We start from the raw sequence: 18819 nt of genomic DNA on the forward strand, positions 1-18819 counted from the left end.
GTAAAAGCAAACCCGTGCTACGGACTGTTTTCTTCGCGGATCGGACCCTTCAGGCTGACCCAGACGATGACGAGGCAGAGCCAGAATGTGATGCCCCCGACGATTTCATGCATCAGATGGTAGTGTTTCATCATGTGAGGTGCGAGCAGGACGATACAGATGATCCGCAGGGTATTGAAAACAAAGCCGAGGGCGATTCCCGCGATCAGGTTCATGGTCAGGTCGCCCGGTCCCAGCCGGCGGTAGATCGAAAGCAGCAGGGCGAGGAGCAGGCTGGTGAGGATGACACCGAAGCCATTGCACTCGGAGGCCACATGGAAAGGGTGGTCGTTGACCAGCAGGATCAGCATGGGTGGTTCCGACGGCTGATTCCACAGGCCCATTTCCACGCTCTGGCCCAGCCAATGCAGGACTTGTCCGCTCCACTTGCCGGCGAGGGAGCGCAGGGGCCAATCGAGTGGGCCCATGAACAGGCTGAGCAGCAAAAAGGCGCCAAAGGTGCTGACCGCGGTGAACACGACGCGGCGGACACCGTCGCCGAAAACAAAGAATACGACCGCGGCGAGGGCCGAGCAGTAGGCGGCAATGCTCAGGGTCGCCATGGTCAGGCTGCCGTAGAGCGACTGGGCCGGCAAGAGCGTGCGGAGCAGGATACTGCCGAAGAGGAGGCCGTAGGTGGCCAGCAGTGCGTGGCGCGCGGGCCGGTTCATGGTCAGAACCTCCCGGATCTCGACCCCGCCGAAGCGGATCAGGAGTACGGTGGCCATGCAAAGCACGACGAAGGCATGCAGGATGCGGCTTTGTTCATGCGCGGTTCCGGCGACCCAGCGGGTCATGGGCCAGAAGACCACCGCGAGGCAGACGAAGAGGAAGACATGTACCCAGAAATCGGCCTTGCGGTATTTTTGCTGTAGACTGTCGGCGAGTTGCGAGCGAAGTCCCATCCGCTATAGGATCCCCTTTTTCTGCATTTGTTTCAATTTCCCCGCATCGACGACGTCGGGTGCCCGTTTGTCCTTGCCGGCGGTTTTGTGGTACATGCCGGTGACCTTGTCCTTCTCATAGCGGGTAAAACCATGTTTCTCGACATTCTCGTTGGTCAGCTTGCTCTTGGTGGCGGCCTCGGTGTACTTCGTTGGTAAATTGGGCGCGACGAAGACTTTACGTACCGGATTTCCGGTTTGCGGGTGGGTTTTCAAAGGGGCGTCGGACATCCTTTGAACGACTTCAAAACAGTCGCCATCGCTTCCGTCGGGCAAAATTTCCTGATATAAGTAGGTCGGCATTTTAATGGTAACTTATGACTGGCTTGTCTGATTGGTTCGCTTCTTGCGGCAATTTAAATCTCTTAAATCGAACAATCAACAGGCCCGATGTGCATCACAAACCTAAATTGTGTCTTGCATGGGAAAGGCTCCAAACTAAGTTCCACAGGTTTTGAGGAACCCAAGAAACCGGCTCCGTGAGTAGCATGCAAAAACAAACCGTAGCGTATGACAGTAAGATTGAGGGCGAAGTAATTGTCACTCAAGCGGATGCTGTTATTAACTGGATACGAAAGCACTCGGTCTGGCCGATGCCAATGGGCTTGGCCTGCTGTGCGATCGAGCTGATGGCGGTGGGGGCTTCCCGATTCGACATCTCCCGATTTGGCATGGAAGTCATGCGATTTTCGCCGCGACAGGCGGACTGCATGATCGTTTCCGGGACGGTGACTTACAAGATGGCGGAGGTGATTCGCCGGATCTACGACCAGATGGGGGATCCCAAATGGGTCGTGGCCATGGGTGCCTGTGCCAGTACGGGCGGGATGTACCGCTCCTACGCCACCCTGCAGGGGGTGGACCGGATCGTTCCGGTGGACGTCTATATTAGTGGCTGCCCTCCGCGGCCGGAAGCTTTGTTGGATGCAATGATTAAATTGCAGGACAAGATTGGGCGAGAACGTTCGCTCAAGAACTTGACTGCCAAAACGGCCAAGACCTCCCCTGAGTTGGCTGGAGTCGGAAAGGACGCGTAAACTATGGCTGAGAGCGACTTGGCTCTGTTGAAGGAGCGTTTCGAGTATTTAACCGAGCGCGCCAGCTCGGATCATGATGCCGTCAATTGTCCAGCGGACAAGCTGATCGAGTTCTGCACTGCGCTGCGTGACGAGTTCGGCTACGACATGCTGGTGGATGTGACCGCGATCGACTGGGATGCGGCCAGCCCGCGTTTCACCGGGATCTATCATTTCCTTTCGACGTCGAAGCACGAATACCTGCGCGTCGCGGTCGATTGCACGGATAGCATTCATCCCGGCCTTCCCAGTTTGGCCGGCTTGTTTCCTTCTGCTAACTGGCATGAGCGCGAAACCTATGACTTGATGGGGATACGATATGAAGGTCACCCGAACATGAGGCGTATTCTCATGTGGGACGACTATCCCTACCATCCCTTGCGCAAGGACTTCCCTCTGTCCGGTATCGAAGTGCCGTTCCCGGCTGAGGATGTGGCCGAAGTGACCCAGGCCAAGGTCTTGCCTGCGCCGATGGCGGGCGGGCCGTTCGTCTCTTCCGCCGATGGCCCCATGAGCCAGACCGAGCCACGGGCGAAAGACCAAAGCTGGAACGAGCACAAGGAAAAACCCACCGAGGACTAAGGATTTAAGGCATGGCAACGACCACACACGAAATTTCCCTCGGCGACGTCGCCGCCCGCAACCAAGAGCTCGAACCGGAGCTTAAAGGTGAAACCATGGCCCTGAACGTGGGCCCCTCCCACCCGACGACGCACGGGGTGCTCCGACTGAAAATGGAGCTGGACGGTGATGTCGTGACCAAGTGCGAACCGGTCATCGGTTACTTGCACCGCGGTGAAGAGAAGATTGCGGAGAACATGACTTACAACCAGTTCGTGCCTTACACGGACCGTCTCGACTATCTCGCACCGCTTTCCAACAACGTGGCCTATGCCATGGCGGTGGAGAAGCTCGCCAACCTGGAAGTGCCGGAACGTTGTCAGGCGATCCGTGTGCTCTGCTGCGAACTGGCCCGTATCTCTTCCCACTTGCTGGGAGTCGGGGTTTACGGGATGGATGCCGGTGCCTGGACCGTGTTCATGTATACCTTTACCGAGCGCGAGAAGCTCTACACGCTCTTCGAAGAACTGACCGGCGCCCGTTTCACCACCAGCTATACGCGGATTGGCGGGGTGGCCCGCGATATCCCTGAAGGTTGGCTCGGCCGGGTCAATGATTTCTGCCGCGGTGTCCTGCCGCTCATGGACCAGATCGACAAGCTGCTCACCCGCAACCGGATCTTCATGGACCGGACCGTCGGGGTGGGCGTCATTTCCAAGGAAGACGCGATTGCCTACGGCATGACCGGTCCGAACCTGCGCGCCTGTGGTGTGGATCTGGACTTGCGCAAGGACAAGCCCTACCTGGGCTACGAGAACTTTGATTTCGATGTGCCGATCGGCACGAATGGGGACTGTTATGACCGCTATTTGATGCGGGCGGAGGAAATTCGCCAAAGTGTGCGTATCGTGAAGCAGATCATCGATAAGTTCCCGGACGGTCCTTACTATGCGGAAGACGCGAAGAAGATCTTCGCGCCGCAGAAGGCCAAGGTGCTGACCAGCATGGAGGAACTGATCCAGAACTTCATGATCGTGACCGAGGGCCCGCAGATCCCCGCCGGCGAAGTCTACTTCGAAGCCGAAAACCCGAAGGGGGCGCTCGGCTTCTTCGTGGTTTCCAAGGGTGGGGGCGTGCCGTACCGCTTGAAGATCCGCGGCCCGTCCTTCTGTAATTTGAGCATCCTGGAAAAACTTATTCCGGGACACTACCTGACCGACATCACCGTGATCCTCGGATCGCTCGACTTCGTGATGGGTGAATGTGACCGCTAAAACCGGCAACTGGAGAACTGAAAACCGGTAACTGAGACATCAATGAATCTAAAACCCGAAACCATCGAGAAAATTGACAAGCTCGTGCCGCGCTACCCGACCAAGCGCAGTGCCGCACTGCCGCTCTGTCACTTGGTTCAGGAAGATCAGGGCTACCTCTCGAACGAGGCCATGGAGTGGATCGCCGCGCGTCTGGATCTCCAGCCCATCAATATCATCGAGATTGTGACTTTCTATCCGATGCTTCGCACCGAGCCCACCGGCAAGTACCACGTCCGGGTGTGCCGCACGCTGCCCTGTGCCCTGGCCGGTGCCTACAAGACCTGCAAGCGATTCGAAGAAGAATTCGATTGCAAGGTCGGCCACACCAGCGAGGACGGGTTGGTGACGATCGAATACGTCGAATGCCACGCGGACTGCGGCAAGGCGCCGGTGGTGATGATCGGCGAAGACGAATACACCGACATCGATCCGGACAAGGCCAGCGAACTCGCAGCCAAAATGAAGAAGGGAGAACTTTAAACCATGGCCCTCGAAGAAAAGCGTCTCATTTTCAAGCACATCGACGAGCCGGGTTACACCAACGATATCGACTGCTACGTCAAGAATGGCGGCTACGAGCAGTTGAAGAAGGCGGTGACGATGAAGCCGGAGGACATCTGTCAGGAAGTGATGGATTCCGGGGTGCGTGGCCGTGGTGGTGCCGGTTTCCCGGCGGGGATGAAGTGGAAGTTCCTCGACCGCAAGTCCGGCAAGCCGATCTACCTGATCTGCAATTGTGACGAATCCGAGCCGGGCACCTTCAAGGACCGCCAGATCGTGCACAAGGATCCGCACCAGTTGATCGAGGGCATGATGTGCTCGGCCTTTGCGATCCAGGCAAAGCTGGCATTCATTTACATCCGCGGTGAATTTTTCGAAGGCTACAAGATTCTTGAGCGTGCGATCGAGGAAGCCCGGGCGAAGAATTTCCTGGGCGACAATATCCTCGGTTCCGGTTATTCCTGTGACATCATCGTGCACCGCGGGGCGGGCGCTTACATCTGTGGTGAGGAAACCGGCCTGATCGAATCGCTCGAAGGCTTCCGCGCGAATCCGCGGATCAAGCCCCCGTATTTCCCCGCCGCCCTCGGCCTGTACCAGTGTCCGACCATTGTGAACAACGTGGAGACCCTCTGCGATGTGAAGCACATCGTGGAAATGGGAGGCAAGGAGTTCGCCAAGATCGGCACGCCCGGTAATACCGGCACCCGTATCTGGTGTGTCTCCGGTCATGTGCAAAAGCCGGGCTACTATGAATTTCCCTGTGCCGCGGTGACGCTCGGCCAGTTGATCTACGACGTCTGTGGCGGGCTCAAGCCGGGCCGCAAGCTGAAGGCCGTGATTCCCGGTGGTTCTTCCGCCAAGATCCTGCGCGCCGACGAGCGCTTCAAGGGCAAGTTGAAGGACGGCACGGAATTCGACTGGGGCATCGAGGACATCCCGATGGACTTCGACAGCCTGATGGCCTGCGGATCCATGTCCGGATCCGGCGGGGTGATCGTGATGGACGACACGACCGACATGGTCGAGGCGCTCGCCAACATCAACTATTTCTACGCCCACGAAAGCTGCGGCCAATGCACACCCTGCCGTGAAGGGGTGCCGTGGATGCGGAAGGTGACCCAACGCATGTGCGACGGCAACGCCCGCGAGGAGGACGCCGACCTGCTGAAGAGCATCGCCGACCAGATCGCGGGACGCACCATTTGCGCATTCGGGGAAGCGGCCTCATGGCCGGTCCAGAGCTTTATTGCAAAATTCAAGGATGAGTTCGTGGAGAAAGCCCGCGAACAAGCGGCCCGCCGCAAGGACGGCCAGGAACCTGCCAAGGAGACGACACTTATTTAGCCATGAGCGACAACGGCACAGTTGAAACAATCACCATCAATATTGATGGCAAGGACGTCGAGGTGCCCAAGGGCACCAATATCATCGAGGCGGTCAAGAGCGTCGGCAAAGGCAAGGAAGTTCCGCACTATTGCTATCATCCGAAGCTGTCCGTGGTCGGTAACTGCCGCATGTGCATGGTGGAAATGGGCATGCCGATGCGTGACCGTGCGACCGGCGAGGCGATTCTCGACGAAGACGGCAAGCAGAAGATCGGCTGGATGCCGAAGCCGACTATCGGTTGTGCGACGACGGCTGCGCCCGGGATGCACATCAAGACCGACTCTCCGATGGTCAAGGAGTCCCGCAACGGGGTGACCGAGTTCCTTCTGATCAACCACCCGCTGGATTGCCCGATTTGTGATCAGGCCGGGGAGTGCCGCCTGCAGGAATTTTCCGCCGAGCACGGCCGGGGCTACAGCCGCTTTACCGAGCAGAAGAACGTCAAGCCCAAGCGCACGAAGCTCGGGCCCCGGGTCACGCTCGACGACGAGCGCTGCATCCTCTGCTCGCGCTGCATCCGTTTCAGCAAGGAGATCGCGCAGGACGACGTGCTCGGTTTCGTGGATCGCGGCACCTATTCGACTTTGACCTGCTATCCGGGCCGCGAGCTTGAGCACAACTATTCGCTCAACACGGTGGACATTTGCCCGGTCGGCGCCCTCACCAGCACCGACTTCCGCTTTAAGATGCGGGTCTGGTTCCTCAAGCGTACACCCAGCATTTGTACCGAGAGCAGCGTGGGCGCGAACACCGAGATCTGGAGCCGCGAGGGCAAGATCTACCGGGTCACACCGCGCCGCAATGACGATGTGAACGACTGCTGGATGACCGATTCGGGCCGCGCGCTCTATAAGTTGGTCGAGTCGGAAGACCGCCTGACCCACTACACGGTTGACGGCGTGCAGAAGACGCTGGACGACGCGGTTGCCGCGACGACCGAATTGCTTAAGGCCGGCGGTGTCGCACTGGTCGGTTCCGCCGCCAGCTCGGTCGAAGAACAGTTTTTCTACAAGACTCTGGCCGAGCGCACCGGCGCCGGTGTTTCCCTGGTCAGCCACAACGGGGAAGGGGACGGGATCCTACTTTCCGAGGACCGCACACCCAATCTGCGTGGCGCACTCCTCACCGGCCTGACCGACAAGCTTCCCGAAGCGGACCTTTCCGGCATTGCCGCGGATATCCAATCCGGTGCGATCAAGACCCTGTTCGTGGTCAATGAGGATGTCACCGAGCTCGGCATTCCCGCGGAGTCACTTTCAAAGGTGAAGATCATCTACGTTGGTACGCACGCCAATGCGACCAGCAAGAAGGCCAAGGTGGTGCTTCCGTCGCTGATGGTCTTCGAAAAGGAGGGCAGCTTCGTCAACCAGAGCTTCCGGCTGCAGGCCTTCAAGTCGGCCGTTCCGGGCCCGCAGGGCATCCTTCCGGATTACCAGATGCTGGAGCAGGTCGTCGCGCCGCTGGCTGACGAAAAGCCTGCCGCGCTCAATCTGGAAACCGTCTGGGAGCGCCTTTCCGCCCAGGTGAGCCCGTTCTCCGGCTTCAGTTGGAGCGGCATACCGGCCTTGGGCCAAGCCGTCGATCCGACCGCCTTCCTCGATCTGCCTTTCGTTGAAACCAAGAATCTGAAATACGATCCCGAGGCTTTCAAGGCTGCTCAAACCGCCACCGCCTAATTCCAGTCGTCGACCTTTCCAATGACCTTACTCGCAATGATACTGCCGATCGCCTTTTCCCTGGCGATGATCTCCGTATTCATGGGGCTCTGCAGCTACTCTGTGCTCGCCGAGCGCAAGGTATCCAGCTGGATCCAGGGGCGCGTCGGTCCCAACCGCACCCGCCTGCCGATCCTCGGCCAGATCCCGGTTCTGGGTAACCTGATGACCGGCCTGGGCCTGTTCCAGCCCGTGGCTGACGGTCTGAAGTTCCTATTCAAGGAGGAAATCACTCCGGGCCATGTGAAGCACACCTATTTCTACCTGGCGCCGGTACTGGCCTTGGCTCCGGCCCTGACCACCATGGTGGTGCTTCCCTTCGGCCGTTATGTGGACCCGAGTGGCGCGGTTCAGCCGCTGGTTCTCGCCAATATCGATGTGGGCATGCTCTTCATCCTCGGGGTTTCCTCGCTCGGTGTGTACGGGATCGTCCTCGCCGGTTGGGCCTCCAACAGTAAGTATCCTTTCCTCGGCGCCATCCGCGCGTCCGCGCAAATGATTTCCTACGAGCTGGCCATGGGCCTGGCGCTCCTGCCGGTCTTCATCTGGTCGGCTGCTCCGGGTTCCGAGTACGGCCTCTCCCTCTTCGGTGTGGTCCAGTCGCAAACCGGCCCCTGGCTGGTGCTCTGGCAGCCGCTGTCCGCCCTGATCTTCCTCGTGGCGGTCTTTGCGGAAACCAACCGCCTGCCCTTCGATATGGCGGAATCCGAAACCGACCTCGTCGGTGGTTTCCACACGGAGTACGGCTGTTTCAAGTTCGGTCTCTTCTTCGTGGCGGAATACGCCCACGTGATCATGGGCTCCGCCCTCTTCGTCCTGCTTTTCCTCGGCGGCTGGAATTTCCTGCCCTGGGTGCCGGATCCCTGGTCCGACGGCTATGGCGGAGCGGTTCTCTCCGTCCTGTGGTTCATGTGCAAGGTCTTCTTCATGATCTTCTTCTTCATCTGGGTTCGTTGGACGCTGCCGCGCTTCCGTTACGACCAAGTGATGTCGCTGGGCTGGAAGATCCTGCTGCCGCTGGCGATTGGTAACCTTGTGTTCAACGTCATCCTGATCGCCCTGATCGACAAATTATAACCGCTAAGACTATGGCTAAGACAAAAGTTCTCGAACGAAAGCCGCTGAGCTTCGCGGAAAAGACCTTCCTTCCGCAGATTGTGACCGGGCTCAAGACGACCTTGGGCAATATGTTCGGAAAGACGGTGACCCTTCAGTATCCGGACGAGCGCCCTCCGATTCCCGATGGCTACCGTGGTGTCCCAACGCTGGTGAAGGATCCGAACGGACGCGAAAAGTGTGTGTCCTGCCAGCTTTGTGAATTCGTCTGTCCGCCCAAGGCGATCCGCATCACCCCGGGTGAAATCGATGCCGACGCCGAACCGGAGCGCGCGCACGTGGAAAAAGCGCCGCAGGAATTCGAAATCAACATGCTGCGCTGCATTTACTGCGGCCTCTGCCAGGAGGTCTGCCCGGAGGAGGCGATCTTCCTCCAGGACATCTTCTCGCTTTCCGGCTACAGCCGTGAAGAGATGATCAACAAGAAGGACAAGCTGTACGAGTTGGGAGGCACCCTTCCGGACAAGCACTTCAAGTGGGACAAAAAGAAGGCCGCAGAGGAGGCGGGCAACGCCCATCATTAATCGGGCACGGAGAACAGACGCCTGGGGAAAGGACATTTCTTCCATCTGTCATCGGCCAACAAACAACAATTTCCATGGTAGACATACTCTTTTACGTTTTTGCAGCGATCACGCTGGTGTCCGCGCTCTGCATGGTGCTGAGCCCGAACGCGGTGAACGGTGCGATGTGCATGATTGTCAGCTTTGTCAGCACCGCCGCGCTATTCGTGCTCCTCGAGGCCTACTTCCTCGCGATCCTCCAGGTGCTGGTTTACGCCGGTGCGGTCATGGTGCTCTTTCTCTTTATCATCATGCTCCTTGATGTGGATAAAGGGGAGGGTGGCACCTTCACCAAGGGCAAGCTGACGATTGCCGCTTCCTTCGTCGGTTTCGCGCTGGTGGCCATCCTGGTCTGCCAAGCCTTTGTCGGTGGGGCGCACCTGCCCGAGCCCGGCATGCTGCCGGTCGTTGCCAATCCCGCAGGCGAGGGCGGCGCGCTGGCCTTTACCACCTCGGCCAAGTCTTTTGGCTACAGCCTCTTTACGAAGTACATGCTTCCGTTCCAAGTAACGGGCTTCCTTCTGCTCGCTGCCATGATCGGTGTGATCGTGGTCAGCAAGAAACCGAAGGCTGAACAATAAGAATTAGGATCTCGATACCATGACCGTCGGACTGAATGCCTTTCTCCTTGTTTCCGGTTTGCTGTTTGCAATCGGCCTGCTGGGTGTGCTGCTGCGCAAGAACACGTTGGTGATCTACATGTCGCTCGAGCTCATGCTCAACGCCATCAACCTCGCGCTGGTCGCCTTTTCCCGGTATAACGGCACGATGGACGGAAACATCTTTGTCTTTTTCATCATCACCGTGGCCGCTGCCGAAGTGGCTGTCGGTCTTGCCATCATCGTGGCGCTGTTCCGCCGGCGCCAGACCGTGATGGTTAACGAATTGAATGCCTTGAGCCGTTAGCGCCATGACCGTTCCACAGCTACTCACCGCCGTCCTCCTCACGCCGCTCCTGTCCGCGTTCCTGATCACGCTCTTCGGGCGACGTCGTGGTGTCATCGCATCCTATGTCTCCGTGCTGGCCGCCGCTGCCATCGTCGCTTTCTCGTTCATGGCCATTCGTGGCAGCGAGGGCGGGAGCGTCACCGTCGCCTGGGACTGGCTCCAGTTCGGCAACTTCAATGTGTCCATGGGCTACTTGTTCGACGGCGTGGCCGTCACCATGTTGTCCATGGTCGCCTTCGTCGGTTTCCTGATCCATGTCTTCAGTCTCGGCTACATGGCGGAAGACAAGGCCCGCGGCCGTTTCTTCGGCGGCTTGTCCATTTTCATGTTCTCCATGCTGGGGATCGTGCTGGCCGACAACCTGATCATGATCTTCGTGTTCTGGGAACTGGTCGGTTTCAGCTCCTACATGCTGATCGGTCACTACCTGGATACGGAGGAAGCGGCCGCCGCTTCGAAGAAGGCCTTTATCGTCAACCGTATCGGTGACCTTGGTTTCCTCGTTGGTATCGTGTACGCCTACTGGCACTTCGGTACCGTCAACCTGAGCGAGATGCAGGGGGTGGTCGCCGCCAACTCGGAATTGATCAGCGCCTGCATCGCCGCGCTGCTGATGTGCGGCTTCATTGGTAAGTCCGCGCAGTTCCCGCTGCACGTCTGGTTGCCGGACGCGATGGCGGGTCCGACACCGGTTTCCGCATTGATCCACGCGGCCACCATGGTCGCGGCCGGTGTGTACTTCCTCATCCGCATCGATTTCCTTTTCCCGCCGAACGTATTGACCTTCATTGCCTGTCTCGGCACCGCGGTTGCGGTCTACGCCGGTTTCTGCGCTTACGCCCAGAACGACATCAAGAAGATCCTGGCCTACTCGACGCTGTCCCAACTGGGCTACATGTCCGCCGCCTTCGGTCTCGGGTTTCCGGGGATCGCCTTGTTCCACCTGATCACGCACGCCTTCTTCAAGGCCTTGCTCTTCCTCGGTGCCGGTTCGGTGATCCACGGCTGCCACCACGAGCAGGACATCTTCAAGATGGGCGGCATCCTGAAGAAGATGCCGATCACCTCGCTGACTTTCTTCATCGGTACACTTGCCCTTTGCGGTGTCTACGGCCTCTCCGGTTTCTATTCCAAGGATAACATCCTGGTCGCGGCCGGCCTGAACAACAAGACGCTCTTTATCCTCCTGACTGCCGGTGCGCTGCTGACCGCCGGTTATATGGGCCGTCTGCTCTGGATCGTATTCCTTGGCAAGCCGAAGTCGGAAGCCGCCGAGCATGCGCACGAAAGCGGGTTTTCCATGCTGGTGCCGCTGATCGTGCTGGCCGTCCTTTCCGTCGCCGGCGGTTGGACCCAATTCTGGCCGGAACAGCTCGGTGAGATCATCCGCCACGACCTGCATACGCTGCATGAAGCGCCCGGTGGCGCCGAGATGCACCACCAGGTCACGATGCTCGGCAGTGCCGCCTGTGTACTCGGTCTTGTGGTCGCCTTTTTCTTCTACGGGGCCGGAGCCAAGGAAGACCGCCTCGCGACCAAGTTCGCACCGGTCTACAATTTCCTCAAGGCCAAGCTCTGGTTCGACGAGATCTACAACTTCTACGTCGCCAAGATCCAGCAGCCTTTCGCCAACCTGCTCAATGCCTTCGACCTGTTCATCATCAAGGGACTCTTCGTCAAGGGGAGCGCCGGCATCGTCGGATTGATCGGCGTCTGTGCCCGCTCGCTGCATGTCGGCAGCATCCATGGTTATGTATACTGGTTCCTCGCCGGACTGATTCTCTTCTGGTTCGTCGCAATCTGGCCCATCTTTTCTTAAGCTCACAATGCCTGATACGAATTCACTCTTCCTGCTCGTCGCGATTCTGGCGCCTATGGCTGCCGGCGCGGTCCTGCTATTCGGTTCGCGGATGTCGACGGCGACCCAGCGTGCGATCAGCGCCTTCGGCTTTGGCTGGCCCCTGATCATCGGACTGCTGCTTTATTGGCTCTTCCAACCCAATGTGGGCGGCTATAATTTTGAAATGCGGATGCCGACCGGACTGGAGTCCATTGGCATCTATTTGCACCTCGGACTGAACGGCATCTCCATGCCGCTCTTCATGCTGGCCGGTGTGGTCGGCTTTGCGGCCGGGCTCTACGCCATGTATTCGAAGGCGGAGCGTCTCCACCTCTATCTCGCACTCCTGCTCTTCATGCAAGGCGGCCTGATGGGCACCTTCGCATCGGTCGACGTCTTCTTCTTCTACTTCTTCCACGAATTCGCCCTGATCCCGACCTTCATCATGATCGGCATGTGGGGTGGTGCGGGTCGTCGCGGCGCGGCGATCGAGATGACGATTTACCTGACGCTGGGTGCGATGCTTTCGCTGCTCGGACTGATTGCCCTCTATGTGAAAAGCGGCGCGAGTTCCTTCTCGCTGCCGGTGCTTCGTGACTACCTGGCCGCCCAACCGCTGGCCGACACGGTGCAGGGCAACCTGTTCGCGCTCCTGCTCTTCGGCTTCGGCATTCTTGTTTCGCTCTTCCCCTTCCACAGTTGGGCACCCAAGGGGTATGCCGTGGCACCGACCGGTGCGGCCATGCTGCACGCCGGCGTGCTGAAGAAATTCGGTTTGTACGGCCTGCTGCAAATTGCCGCGCCGCTGCTTCCGGTGGGCGGACAAGCCTGGTTCCCCTGGATCGTCTGGCTGGCACTGGGCAACATCGTCATCATCGGCCTGGTCACCATGGCCCAGCGCGACCTCAAGATGATGCTCGGTTACAGCTCCGTGATGCACATGGGCTACGCTTTCCTTGGGATTGCGACTTTCACCGCGGTTGGGGCCGGGGGCGCACTGCTCATGATGGTGGCGCACGGCTTGTCGGTCGCTTTGCTCTTCATGCTTTCCACCTGCATCTACCACCGCAGCCAGACCTTCGACATGAAGGAAATGGGTGGGCTTGCTTCCAAGGCGCCGGTACTGGCGGCCTTCTTTGTGGCGGCTTCGATGGCCAGCATCGGTCTGCCGGGCTTTGGCAATTTCTGGGGTGAGTTTACGATCTTTGCGGCATTGGCCGGCGGTGAGCACACCAGCTGGATCGTGTTGCCCGCCGCGCTCGGTATCGTGATTTCCGCGATCTACGGACTCCGTGCCGTGGCCAATATTTTCTTCGGCCAACCGAAGACCGAGTCTTTCGCCCAGCGTCTGGAAAGCGAACCCATCGAGGATATCAAGGGCTTTGAAAAGCTGCCGGCGACCGTATTGGTGGTGGCCTTGGTGGTGATCGGTATCTTCCCCCGTATTTTCTCCGACGATGCGAACCAGGAACTCTCCGGTCTGTATCCTGTTAAGAACGAGCTCCCTGCTTATGACACTGCGGCACTGCCGTCTGAACACGAAGCACACGAGGAGGGCACACACTAATGAACGATTCGCTTCTTCAACTCCTTCGCGGCTACTCCGCGACCAATGAATGGGTCGCGATCATGCCTGAAATCATGCTGGCCGTGTTGGCCTTGAGTATGCTCGCGGCTGAAATGGTCCTTCCCGCTTCCCGTCAGGGGCTCATCCCGCGTCTCGCTATCTGGGGGCAGGTCCTGATCCTCGCGGTCACCTGGTCGGCGGCCAATTGCTTCGGCTTTCATGAGCAAACGCTCTTCAGCGGTCTGATCTATCAGAGCGACATTACCCAACTGATGCGGATCTTCTTCCTCATCAGTTCGATCCTAGTCTGCTATCTCGGCCAGATCTATCTTTCCAAACAATCGCTGGCGAAGACCGAGTTCTATCACTTGGTCATGATCATCTCCGCCGCGATGATGCTGCTCGTCCAGAGCAGCAACTTCGTGATGCTCTTTGTCACACTGGAAACCGTGACCGTCGCGTTCTACGTGCTGGTGGCCTACTGCCGGACCAGTTCGCTTTCCCTTGAGGGCGGCCTGAAGTACCTGATCCTAGGTGCCATGAGCTCGGCCATTCTTCTGTTCGGGATCGTGCTGCTCTACGGTGTGGCCGGCAATCCCGCCTTGGAAGGCGCCAGTACGGATTCACTCAACTTTACGGAACTGACGAATTTCATCATCCTGCATGCGGACAACCTGATCGTACGGGTCGGGGCTTTGCTGGTGGTGGCCGGCATCTGCTTTAAGATCGGTGCGGTACCCTTCCAGATCTGGGTGCCCGACGTCTATCAGGGTGCACCCACTCCGGTGACCGCCTATCTGGCCGTGGCTTCTAAGGCGGCCGGCTTTATTGTCCTACTGCAGCTTGTGACCGGTCCCTTCATCGGGCTGAGCAGCATGATCGTTCCTTTCCTTTCCTTCATTGCGGCGGCCACGATCCTCTTCGGCAATATCGCAGCCGTGACGCAGCGTAACCTGAAGCGCCTGATGGGCCTTTCGGGGGTGGCGCACGCCGGCTACCTGCTTTTGGGGGTGGTCGCATCGCTGCAAATTCACTGGGCCAAGTATGCCGTCATCTTCTATTTGGTGACCTACCTGCTGGCTTCCTTCGCCGTCTTCGGCGTGATGTCGATTGCTGCGAAAAAGGAAGATGCCAATCAGGAGCTGGAAGATTACCGCAATTTCGCCCGCAAGCGTCCCTTCCTTGGCGGCGTGCTCGCCTTTGGTCTGGGTTCCCTGGCCGGCATTCCCCCGCTGGGTGGTTTCATCGGTAAGCTCTTCCTCTTTGTGGCCGCTTTCCAAGCCGGGCTCTACGGCCTGCTGGGCATCGCGATCGTCGGGGTGGTGATTTCCATCTACTACTATTTCGGCTGGATCCGCGAAGCCTTCTTCAGTCAGCCGACCGAGGAAGTGGTACAGGAAACCGGCTATCGCGACACCTCCGCGGACCGCTTCATCCTTGGCGCGCTGGTCGTGGCGACCGTGATCCTCGGTGTGTTCCCCGGTGTGTTCCCGGTCATGCCCTAGGCTGCACTGCGAGTGACTTTCTAAAAGCCGGTCGGTTTCGACCGGCTTTTTTTTTGCGGTCGATTTGTGAGCAAGAGCCCCCATTCCAGTTGAAGATAGCTGGGACTGAAACCCCTCCACCCTTCGGCAGGCTCAGGACAGGCCGCTTCGCGGTCCCCCTCCCCTTGAAAAGAGGAGGAGCTTTGGGGAGTCTTGTCATCCTATGACAAAGCGCATTCACCTCTCAGCGCGGGGCGCTCGGAATCTTCCTGTTTTGGCGATTCGGGTGCTTTCGTTTCAAAATGGCCCGATTCCTGTATAGGGTAGAGCATGCGTATTGTTCGTCTATTATCCGAATCCGGTCCATGCTATGCCGTGGAACGGGAAGGGCACTACTCCCTCTGTACGGGGTCACTGGCCGAAGGTTTTACACCGACGGATGTTCCGGTGGAGTCGCTCGGCCTGTTGGCTCCGGTCGAGCCGACGGTGATTTTTGCCATCGGGCTGAACTACCGCGAGCATGCGGAGGAAATGAGCAAGCCGATTCCGGAGTACCCGGTTGTCACGATGAAGAACCTGTCCAGTTTGCAGGCTCCCGGCGGGGCCATCGAACTGCCGGTGCATTTGCCCAGCGATCAGGTGGACTACGAGTGCGAGTTGGCGGTTGTGATCGGGAAGCCCTGTAAAAATGCGAGCAAGGAGACCGCGCTCGACTATGTCGCCGGGTATACTGCCGCGAATGACGTCAGTGCGCGTGACTGGCAGCAGATTTACAGCGGGGGGCAGTGGTGCAAGGGGAAGTCGTTCGATACCTTCTGTCCGCTGGGGCCGGCCTTGGTCACTGCCGATGAAATTCCCGATCCGGACAATCTGGTCATCCGTACGGAACTGAACGGCGAATGTGTGCAGGCCTCCAATACCTCGGATATGATCTTCTCCGTCGCCGAGCTCATTGCCTTCCTCAGCGGCAGTATGACCTTGCCCGCCGGTACATTGATCCTGACCGGTACGCCGCCCGGAGTGGGCATCGCCCGGAAGCCGCAGCGTTTTCTTCAGGCGGGCGACGAAGTGACGATCGAAATCGAGAAGATTGGTCGTCTGACGAATCCCGTTGTTCTGGAACCGATGTGCTGACTAGCGACCGATTTTGCGTCTGACACATGACTGCCCCCGGCTCACATAAGCTTTACCACGGCGAGGACCGTTTTGCCTGGCATGCCTTGCGCTGGCCCGCATTTTCCGCCTTTGCGGAAAGTCAGGGCATTGCGATTCTTCCGGTCTACTCGATTGCCGACTGGGCGTTGGGGCGACCACTGGATGTCGAAGAGGTCCTGGGGGCCTGTCTGCTGGATCGCGCCTTGCAGTTGAAGCCGGACCAAGCGTCCTTCCGCGTGTTACCGCCGCTACGGATCACGCCGCGGCAGTCCTGTGGCACTTGTTTCGGAATGGATATCGAGGCCGCCCATCGAGTCCTGGAAGAAACGATTGTTTCGGCTTCGGCCTGCGGGGTCCGGCGCTTTGTCCTGTTCAACACCAGTCCCTTTCTTGAGGAATGGATCGATGTGGCTGCCCGGGATCTACGGGTCACTCACGATCTCCAGGTCTTCTGTGTGAACCTGAGCGGGCTGGGCTTGGACTTTCATCCGCAGCGGAGCGGCGACCGCTCGTTGCTCCAGAAGATCCTGACCGAATTACTGGGCAGTGATGCCGAGCCGGAGCCTGTCTATTCGGCTGGTGAACTGGATCCCGTTCCCGAGTTGATGGGGCCGGCGGAGCCGCTCCAGATCGAGGCCGGAGTGACGGTTGTCGAACTGCTGTCTTCACTTGCGGAAGACTTGTCCGCACTCTTGGGGGAGCTGGTCCGGCATCCACCACTTGCCGAATCTTCCCCGGACGCCGGAGGTGAGTCATGAACTGGCCGGCCTATCGTGAACGCTACCTTCCGGCCATGACGCTCCGGCAGATCGAGGCGTTACCGGCGAAGCAGGACGCCTATGTGCTGTTGTCGGTGGGGGCGATCGAACAGCACGGACCGCACCTGCCGGTCGGAGTCGACGCCCTTCTCGGACAGATCTTTCTCGACCACCTCATGCCGCTGTTGCCGCAGGACTTGCCCGTCTATGTGGCCCCTCCGATTCAAGTGGCCAAAAGCAACGAGCACACCGGGTTTCCCGGAAGCCTGATATTGTCGCGGGAATCGCTCCGCCGGCAAGTTCTGGCGGTGGCCCTGCAGTTGGAACTGTGGGGTTTTCAACGTATCGGAATTCTTAATACACATGGTGGCAACGCCTCGGTCTTGAAGAGCCTCGTTCGTGAGCTTCGGCTGGAACACGCCATGCTGGCCGATCTCCTGCCGCTGGGCTTCGAGCCGGATGTGGCGTCGCCGCGTGAGGCGGCCTTCGGTATCCATGCCGGGGAGTTCGAGGCCTCGGTGCTGTATGCCGCCATGCCGGATCTGACGGATCCGACGGTCGCCAACTGCGAGTGGATCGGCTCTCTGGAGAATAAATCCCGCCTGCAGGCGGAATTCGCGCCGGCCACCTATGCATGGAAAACACTGGATATTTCAAAGTCCGGCACGATGGGGGATGCCAAGGCGGGCAGTGCGGAGAAAGGTCGCCGCTGGATCGAGGGCATCGCCCGTGGGCTGGCCGGAATCATCCGGAGCAAGTTCGACTGAGTGTTGCTTCCAGGGGGGGGCTGTGTGCGCTTGCGCACGTCTGCGGTGTTGTGTTGTACGCGATACGGTGTTGATGCCGATTTAGGTGTGGGGTGAGGCGCCCGCGAGCGGGCACGCCACGGGGGGCAGTGTGGTGTGTGCGCTTGCGCACGCCTGCGGCGTTGTAGGTGTGCGGTGTTGATGCCGATTTAGGTGTGGGTTGAGGCGCCCGCGAGCGGGCACGCCACGGGGGGCAGTGTGGTGTGTGCGCTTGCGCACGCCAGCTGTGTTGTAGGTGATGCGGTGTTGCTGCCGATTTAGGAGTGGGTCGGGCGCCCGCGAGCGGGCACGCCACGGGGGGGCAGTGTGGTGTGTGCGCTTGCGCACGCCTGCGGAGTTGTAGGTATGCGGTGTTGCTGCCGATTTAGGAGATGGGTTGGGCGCCCGCGAGCGGGCACGCCACGAGGGGGGGCAGTATGCTTCGGGTTTATTGTTCCGAAAGATCGTCTTGAATTATCTTTTCCAGCAGGGGGGATGTTTGTAGCCACTCGACTGGTGGTTCGATACCCTTCTTTAGATACAGAGTGAACTCAGGCTTGTAGCTCTCATAGCAGATCCAACCGGGCCAGCTTTGATTCAATTCGACTAAATTTTTCCGGTATGGGTTCAGGTAGATGTATCGTGCAAAACCTTCGAGAATGTTGTTTGTCCTGAGCCGATGGTCGTAAAAGTTACTCTGCCATGACAGGTTGTGGGATTCTAGATGGCTCTTTGTTTGCTGTTTCCATTTCGCAATTACTTGAGAGAGCCCTAAATTCTGCCCGAGTGCGAAGAGCAAATGTGCATGGTCCGGCATGATGGTTGCGCAAAATAGCTCAATGTCTTCAGAATCATGGAGGGATTTTAGCGATGCAGCTATGCATGTGCGTACGTTTGGCGCATGAAGTCTCTTTCTCCTTTCATTCGTTGTTACTGTAATGAAGTAGCGTGCGCCTGGAATCGAGATGCGTCCTGTCCTTAGCCGGTCCGTGCCTTGGTGGTTGTATCTTCTCATTGGCGTTATTTGAATGAGCTCCGAGAGGTGTTGCCAGTTTTTATTGG

General features: G+C 58.7%; 19 protein-coding genes. 16 read left to right on the forward strand and 3 right to left on the reverse strand.

The genetic code is table 11. From position 1 onward, the window contains the following. Window positions 1-17: 17 nt before the first annotated feature. On the reverse strand, window positions 18-944 hold the full coding sequence (locus O2597_RS14460) for an archaeosortase/exosortase family protein (RefSeq protein ID WP_269525963.1): 927 nt from the start codon (window positions 942-944) through the stop codon (window positions 18-20). Between the two features lie 3 nt (window positions 945-947). Further along, window positions 948-1286 (reverse strand): FmdB family zinc ribbon protein, encoded by a 339-nt coding sequence (locus tag O2597_RS14465; RefSeq protein WP_269525964.1) that lies wholly within the window; start codon window positions 1284-1286, stop codon window positions 948-950. 185 nt (window positions 1287-1471) lie between these two features. Here O2597_RS14465 and nuoB point away from each other — a divergent pair, with 185 nt between their 5' ends. From nuoB to O2597_RS14545, 16 genes are all read left to right on the forward strand, one after another. Continuing rightward, a complete protein-coding gene (gene nuoB, locus O2597_RS14470) occupies window positions 1472-2020 on the forward strand; it encodes an NADH-quinone oxidoreductase subunit NuoB (protein ID WP_269525965.1) in 549 nt (182 codons plus the stop codon). Between the two features lie 3 nt (window positions 2021-2023). Further along, the gene (locus O2597_RS14475; protein WP_269525966.1) at window positions 2024-2641 is read left to right on the forward strand and encodes an NADH-quinone oxidoreductase subunit C; all 618 of its coding nucleotides are present in this window, start codon (window positions 2024-2026) and stop codon (window positions 2639-2641) included. A gap of 11 nt (window positions 2642-2652) precedes the next feature. Then, on the forward strand, window positions 2653-3894 hold the full coding sequence (gene nuoD, locus O2597_RS14480; RefSeq protein WP_269525967.1) for an NADH dehydrogenase (quinone) subunit D: 1242 nt from the start codon (window positions 2653-2655) through the stop codon (window positions 3892-3894). 42 nt (window positions 3895-3936) lie between these two features. Further along, window positions 3937-4416 (forward strand): NADH-quinone oxidoreductase subunit NuoE family protein, encoded by a 480-nt coding sequence (locus tag O2597_RS14485; protein WP_269525968.1) that lies wholly within the window; start codon window positions 3937-3939, stop codon window positions 4414-4416. Between the two features lie 3 nt (window positions 4417-4419). Beyond that, a complete protein-coding gene (nuoF, locus tag O2597_RS14490) occupies window positions 4420-5784 on the forward strand; it encodes an NADH-quinone oxidoreductase subunit NuoF (RefSeq protein WP_269525969.1) in 1365 nt (454 codons plus the stop codon). A gap of 2 nt (window positions 5785-5786) precedes the next feature. Then, window positions 5787-7502, forward strand: a complete 1716-nt coding sequence (locus tag O2597_RS14495) for an NADH-quinone oxidoreductase subunit G (RefSeq protein WP_269525970.1) — start codon at window positions 5787-5789, stop codon at window positions 7500-7502. 21 nt (window positions 7503-7523) lie between these two features. Next, window positions 7524-8618 (forward strand): complex I subunit 1/NuoH family protein, encoded by a 1095-nt coding sequence (locus O2597_RS14500; RefSeq protein ID WP_269525971.1) that lies wholly within the window; start codon window positions 7524-7526, stop codon window positions 8616-8618. 11 nt (window positions 8619-8629) lie between these two features. Continuing rightward, complete coding sequence (locus O2597_RS14505; RefSeq protein WP_269525972.1) at window positions 8630-9181, forward strand: NuoI/complex I 23 kDa subunit family protein; 552 nt, start codon at window positions 8630-8632, stop codon at window positions 9179-9181. A gap of 131 nt (window positions 9182-9312) precedes the next feature. Further along, window positions 9313-9801 carry an NADH-quinone oxidoreductase subunit J gene (locus O2597_RS14510; RefSeq protein ID WP_425603762.1) on the forward strand — a complete coding sequence of 163 codons (489 nt, stop codon included), beginning with the start codon at window positions 9313-9315 and terminating at the stop codon, window positions 9799-9801. Window positions 9802-9820: 19 nt separating this feature from the next. After that, complete coding sequence (nuoK, locus tag O2597_RS14515) at window positions 9821-10126, forward strand: NADH-quinone oxidoreductase subunit NuoK (protein ID WP_269525974.1); 306 nt, start codon at window positions 9821-9823, stop codon at window positions 10124-10126. Between the two features lie 4 nt (window positions 10127-10130). Then, window positions 10131-11987: an NADH-quinone oxidoreductase subunit L gene (nuoL, locus tag O2597_RS14520; protein WP_269525975.1), complete on the forward strand. Its 1857-nt coding sequence runs from the start codon at window positions 10131-10133 to the stop codon at window positions 11985-11987. 7 nt (window positions 11988-11994) lie between these two features. Then, entirely contained in the window at window positions 11995-13575 is a 1581-nt protein-coding gene (locus tag O2597_RS14525; RefSeq protein ID WP_269525976.1) for a complex I subunit 4 family protein, read from the forward strand. Then, window positions 13575-15080, forward strand: coding sequence for an NADH-quinone oxidoreductase subunit N (locus O2597_RS14530; protein ID WP_269525977.1), 1506 nt, complete (start codon window positions 13575-13577; stop codon window positions 15078-15080). The genes O2597_RS14525 and O2597_RS14530 overlap by 1 nt, the downstream gene beginning before the upstream one ends. A 309-nt stretch (window positions 15081-15389) precedes the next feature. Further along, entirely contained in the window at window positions 15390-16193 is an 804-nt protein-coding gene (locus tag O2597_RS14535; protein WP_269525978.1) for a fumarylacetoacetate hydrolase family protein, read from the forward strand. A 26-nt stretch (window positions 16194-16219) separates the two neighbouring features. Further along, window positions 16220-16972 (forward strand): hypothetical protein, encoded by a 753-nt coding sequence (locus O2597_RS14540; protein ID WP_269525979.1) that lies wholly within the window; start codon window positions 16220-16222, stop codon window positions 16970-16972. After that, a complete protein-coding gene (locus O2597_RS14545; RefSeq protein WP_269525980.1) occupies window positions 16969-17739 on the forward strand; it encodes a creatininase family protein in 771 nt (256 codons plus the stop codon). Before O2597_RS14540 ends, O2597_RS14545 begins: the two co-directional genes overlap by 4 nt. 466 nt (window positions 17740-18205) lie before the next feature. On the opposite strand, the gene O2597_RS14550 is transcribed toward O2597_RS14545, so the two are convergent. Then, the gene (locus tag O2597_RS14550; protein ID WP_269525981.1) at window positions 18206-18772 is read right to left on the reverse strand and encodes an REP-associated tyrosine transposase; all 567 of its coding nucleotides are present in this window, start codon (window positions 18770-18772) and stop codon (window positions 18206-18208) included. Between the last annotated feature and the right edge of the window lie 47 nt (window positions 18773-18819).

The sequence above is a fragment of the Coraliomargarita parva genome, assembly GCF_027257905.1.
GTDB classification, from domain to species: Bacteria; Verrucomicrobiota; Verrucomicrobiia; order Opitutales; family Coraliomargaritaceae; genus Coraliomargarita_A; species Coraliomargarita_A parva.

What these genes read in the sequence shown, in the direction of transcription:
- O2597_RS14545 (WP_269525980.1), top strand. Translation starts at nt 16,969, where the DNA reads ATGAACTGGCCGGCCTATCGTGAACGCTACCTTCCGGCCATGACGCTC.
- nuoD (WP_269525967.1), top strand. Translation starts at nt 2,653, where the DNA reads ATGGCAACGACCACACACGAAATTTCCCTCGGCGACGTCGCCGCCCGC.
- O2597_RS14525 (WP_269525976.1), top strand. Translation starts at nt 11,995, where the DNA reads ATGCCTGATACGAATTCACTCTTCCTGCTCGTCGCGATTCTGGCGCCT.
- nuoF (WP_269525969.1), top strand. Translation starts at nt 4,420, where the DNA reads ATGGCCCTCGAAGAAAAGCGTCTCATTTTCAAGCACATCGACGAGCCG.
- nuoB (WP_269525965.1), top strand. Translation starts at nt 1,472, where the DNA reads ATGCAAAAACAAACCGTAGCGTATGACAGTAAGATTGAGGGCGAAGTA.
- O2597_RS14485 (WP_269525968.1), top strand. Translation starts at nt 3,937, where the DNA reads ATGAATCTAAAACCCGAAACCATCGAGAAAATTGACAAGCTCGTGCCG.
- O2597_RS14530 (WP_269525977.1), top strand. Translation starts at nt 13,575, where the DNA reads ATGAACGATTCGCTTCTTCAACTCCTTCGCGGCTACTCCGCGACCAAT.
- nuoK (WP_269525974.1), top strand. Translation starts at nt 9,821, where the DNA reads ATGACCGTCGGACTGAATGCCTTTCTCCTTGTTTCCGGTTTGCTGTTT.
- O2597_RS14510 (WP_425603762.1), top strand. Translation starts at nt 9,313, where the DNA reads ATGGTGCTGAGCCCGAACGCGGTGAACGGTGCGATGTGCATGATTGTC.
- O2597_RS14495 (WP_269525970.1), top strand. Translation starts at nt 5,787, where the DNA reads ATGAGCGACAACGGCACAGTTGAAACAATCACCATCAATATTGATGGC.
- O2597_RS14505 (WP_269525972.1), top strand. Translation starts at nt 8,630, where the DNA reads ATGGCTAAGACAAAAGTTCTCGAACGAAAGCCGCTGAGCTTCGCGGAA.
- O2597_RS14460 (WP_269525963.1), bottom strand. Translation starts at nt 944, where the DNA reads ATGGGACTTCGCTCGCAACTCGCCGACAGTCTACAGCAAAAATACCGC.
- O2597_RS14535 (WP_269525978.1), top strand. Translation starts at nt 15,390, where the DNA reads ATGCGTATTGTTCGTCTATTATCCGAATCCGGTCCATGCTATGCCGTG.
- O2597_RS14475 (WP_269525966.1), top strand. Translation starts at nt 2,024, where the DNA reads ATGGCTGAGAGCGACTTGGCTCTGTTGAAGGAGCGTTTCGAGTATTTA.
- O2597_RS14550 (WP_269525981.1), bottom strand. Translation starts at nt 18,772, where the DNA reads ATGAGAAGATACAACCACCAAGGCACGGACCGGCTAAGGACAGGACGC.
- O2597_RS14540 (WP_269525979.1), top strand. Translation starts at nt 16,220, where the DNA reads ATGACTGCCCCCGGCTCACATAAGCTTTACCACGGCGAGGACCGTTTT.
- nuoL (WP_269525975.1), top strand. Translation starts at nt 10,131, where the DNA reads ATGACCGTTCCACAGCTACTCACCGCCGTCCTCCTCACGCCGCTCCTG.
- O2597_RS14465 (WP_269525964.1), bottom strand. Translation starts at nt 1,286, where the DNA reads ATGCCGACCTACTTATATCAGGAAATTTTGCCCGACGGAAGCGATGGC.
- O2597_RS14500 (WP_269525971.1), top strand. Translation starts at nt 7,524, where the DNA reads ATGACCTTACTCGCAATGATACTGCCGATCGCCTTTTCCCTGGCGATG.